The 1,896-nt window shown below is 49.1% G+C and carries 1 protein-coding gene; it reads left to right on the forward strand.

Features of this window, described 5'->3' with window-relative positions; genetic code table 11:
- Window positions 1-105: 105 nt before the first annotated feature.
- Complete coding sequence (locus KCG48_RS14395) at window positions 106-1,878, forward strand: IS1634 family transposase (protein WP_211802872.1); 1,773 nt, start codon at window positions 106-108, stop codon at window positions 1,876-1,878.
- Window positions 1,879-1,896 lie beyond the last annotated feature (18 nt).

Genomic DNA, 1,896 nt, shown 5'->3' on the forward strand with positions numbered 1-1,896 from the left:
GATTTCAGGGATCTTTATCGTTCACGAAACTTTAATTATTTTGTCCTGTTATGTTCGGTTATAATGTGATATACTATAACTGAGATTATTCTATGGAGGTGGAGGATGTACGTAGCAATTACAGGATCAGGAAAGTACCGGGTGATTCAATTCCGGGAAGATACCCGAATACCAGGAACCACCAAGAAGAAAACCCATGTGATTCAGACTTTAGGCAACTATGAGCGCATGCTGGCAGAGGATCCAGAGATCATTGAAAAGCTGAAAGCGGAGGCTAAACGTCTGAGTGCGGAGAAAAAGCTTTCCTCAACCCCGGTGAATTTGGAAGTATCTTCCGAAGAGATTCTGGAAGCCTCCGATGTGACCTCCTCCTATTACTTCGGACATGCGTTGGTTCTTCAGCTATGGGATCAGCTAAAGCTGGATAGCTTCTTTGTGGAACGGTCAGGAAAACGTGATGCACAGAAGGTCATCGAAGCGATATTCTACCTCCTCCTTCACCGTTGTGGAGATCCGAGCAGTGTCTTGGCTTGCGCCAAGGATCAGGCATATTATGCCGGTTTAGAGGAGATGAAGTTGGATCGGATGTATGATGTGCTCGATGTCTTAGACTCCTGTAAAGACGATCTGATCGCCCATCTCTGTAAGTTTTTCGAGAAGAATACGAACCGTGCCAACGGTCGGGCGTACTACGATGTCACGACCTATTCATTTGAAAGCACCCGGTGGGGAGAACTGCGAATGTTCGGTTTTTCCAAGGACCACAAGAATAATGAAGTCCAGGTGGTCATGGGCTTGCTCATCGACAATCACGGGATTCCTGTGACCTATGAACTCTTCCCGGGAAACACCATGGACCAGAACACCCTCATTCAATCGGTGAATCGATTGAAATCCCTCTACAAAATGGAGAAGATTACCGTCGTAGCCGACCGGGGACTAAATGGAGGCGCCAATCTGGAGTATCTCTATACCCATGGACATGACTTCGTGATCAGCTATACACTGAAAAGATCCGCACAGGAATTCAAAGAACTGGTCTGGGAGGAATCCGGATGGAAGGACACCCTGGACAAGACCATCGGGAAACGGGTTTCCCGAGAGAAGGTAGTCAGCCAGCAGCTGAAGTTCAAGGTTCCGGTGGCTCCAGGACCGTTGCTGGAACAGACGGGGAAGAAACGAGGACGACCACGGAAATTCGACCAGAGGCTGGTCGACGTAAAGATCCACTTGACCTGGAGCGCTAAACGGGCCACCAAGGATTCCGCAGATCGTGAGCGGATGCTGGAAAAGCTAAAGAAGAGGCTGGAGCATCCCTACCAGCTGAAGGCTTCCGTCAAGCGGGGCGTGAACCAGTTCCTGGAAATGGAGTTGGAGACCGAGAACTGGACCTTGAGCGAAGAGAAAATCCGCGAAGCAGAGCGCTATGATGGATACTACGCCGTGATCACGAACAATCTGGATCTTACAACCCAGGAGGTCTATGACATCTACCGAGGACTGTGGAAGATTGAGGAAAGCTTCCGGGTCTTGAAAACCGATTTGAAAGCAAAACCGGTATATGTCCATACTGATGGACATATCAGAGGGCATTTCACCCTCTGCTTCCTGGCTTTGAGCATGTTACGCTATGCCCAGCATCTTCTGGGGCAAAACGGTGAGCAAGATGCTTCAGCCGCCAAACTCATGGACGCCATCCATGACCCCCTTGCACTTGTGCAAGGTGAATACCCGAATGTGATTGTCACCCCGACCCGCGTAAATGCAACCTATCTGACCCTGAGCAGAATCCTGGGGATGAAGCCGCTGAGAAAGAACATGACCTTGACGCAGTTTCGCAGCTCGACAAAACTGGATCTGACAAAGAATCTAAAATAATCGGACAAAAAAATCACC

The organism is Proteiniclasticum sediminis (assembly GCF_018128025.1).
Classification (GTDB): domain Bacteria; phylum Bacillota; class Clostridia; order Clostridiales; family Clostridiaceae; genus Proteiniclasticum; species Proteiniclasticum sediminis.

Bases quoted from the DNA above. Each gene is read 5' to 3' on its own strand.
- KCG48_RS14395 (WP_211802872.1), top strand. From the start codon at position 106: ATGTACGTAGCAATTACAGGATCAGGAAAGTACCGGGTGATTCAATTC.